Annotated in this window: 1 protein-coding gene; it reads left to right on the top strand. The window is 53.1% G+C overall.

Annotated elements, in window-relative coordinates; genetic code table 11:
- Positions 1 to 123: 123 nt before the first annotated feature.
- Positions 124 to 1,704 (top strand): IS5 family transposase, encoded by a 1,581-nt coding sequence (locus NR121_RS24865; protein ID WP_054820363.1) that lies wholly within the window; start codon positions 124 to 126, stop codon positions 1,702 to 1,704.
- Positions 1,705 to 1,733: the final 29 nt, after the last annotated feature.

Genomic DNA, 1,733 nt, shown 5'->3' with positions numbered 1-1,733 from the left:
TAGGGCTTGCTGAATAATCAAAAAATCCTTATGTCACAAGGGTTTAGAGGCACTTTTGTCGAATTCATCTGCAAAGAAAACACGGAGAATCGGTAAAAAACCTTGCAGATGGAGTGAGCGAAAATGTTCGTGCTGAATCGAGATATGGCAGACCTGTTGGAAAACTTCTATTTGCCCTTTGGCGGAAAATTAAATCCAACCAATCGGTGGGTGCAGCTTGCGGCGATCATCCCTTGGGACAAAGTAGAAGAGAAATATGTGAGATCGTTCCAGTCCCCAGCTATCGGCCAAAAGGCGTACTCGGCACGTATCGCCCTTGGCTCGCTCATCATCAAGGAGCGCCTTGGTTTAAGCGACCGCGAGACCACCTTACAAATCCAGGAAAATCCATATTTGCAGTTCTTCTTGGGCTACACCGCGTATGTCGATGAAGTGCCGTTTCATCACTCCCTGCTCACGCATTTTCGGGAACGGCTCGGCTTGGAAATCCTAGCTGAAGTCAATGACTGGATCGCCCAAGCCGCGCTGCAAGCAGATCGAGAGGCCGAGGCGAAACCGAAATCGTCCAAGCGAGATCGCGATGACGACGACAACGACGCGGGTGGCTCGCAGCTCACCATGGAGGTAGGGGACGCTTTCTCCATTCCCGAGGAGCCCCCTGTTGTGGCGAAGAAACCCCGCAACATGGCGAAAAAGCTACACGTCCTGCCACCTACAGCCGCACCGACAGCGGAAGTCATGAACAAGGGCACCCTCATGCTGGATGCGACATGCGCGCCTGCGGACATCAAGTATCCGACGGACTTGGGGCTGCTGAATCACGCCCGTGAAATCCTGGAAGACATCATTGACGTGCTGCACCGTCCCCATGTCGGAGCAATGGAGAAGCCGCGCACGTACCGCGAGAAAGCCAGAAAATCGTACTTGAGTGTTTGCAAGCAACGCAAGGCATCGGGCAAGGTGATCCGCAAAGCGATCAAAAAGCAACTTGGCTACGTGGGACGGAATCTGCGGATTATTGAAGCCCTCGTGAAGTATACGCCTCTCACGGAACTGAGCAAAAGACACTGTCGCCAGCTTCTGATCATCTCGGAGCTCTACCGTCAGCAGCGCGAAATGATGGAGAAGAAAACACATATCGTCGCCGATCGCATCGTGAGTATCGAACAGCCACATGTACGTCCGATGGTTCGAGGCAAAGCTGGAGCGAACGTGGAGTTCGGTGCCAAAATCGCCGCCAGTCTGGTGGACGGTTACGCTTGGATCGAAACGGCACAGTGGGACAGCTTCAACGAGGCAACCACGCTGCAAGCATCGGTGGAAGCGTACAAACAGCGATTCGGGTATTATCCCGCCGTCATTCTAGCGGATAAAATCTACCGCAATCGTGACAACCTGAACTATTGCAAAGCGCTAGGGATTCGCCTTAGTGGCCCGAAGCTCGGCAGACCCTCGAAAGAGCAAAGTGAAGTCGCCGATCGTCGGCAAGAGCGCCAGGACGCTGTAAAGCGTAATGCGATCGAAGGAAAATTTGGAGAAGGCAAGCGCAAATTGGGTCTAGGTCGCATTCGGGCGCGTGGCGCCGAAACCAGTTTGACCGTCATCGCCCTTCAGTTTCTGGTCATGAATCTGGAGAGGCGACTGCGTGTTCTCTTTTTGCTTTTCTTCAGACTGCTCGGGTTTAGAGACTTGCGTTGGGTGTAGATGGAACTAATCTTGTTCAGCAAGCCCTA

The sequence above is a fragment of the Paenibacillus sp. Pae15 genome, from assembly GCF_024519685.1.
Lineage (GTDB): Bacteria > Bacillota > Bacilli > Paenibacillales > NBRC-103111 > Paenibacillus_G > Paenibacillus_G naphthalenovorans.
Note: the sequence above shows the minus strand (reverse complement) of the source record. Positions and strands in the feature narration are given on the sequence as shown.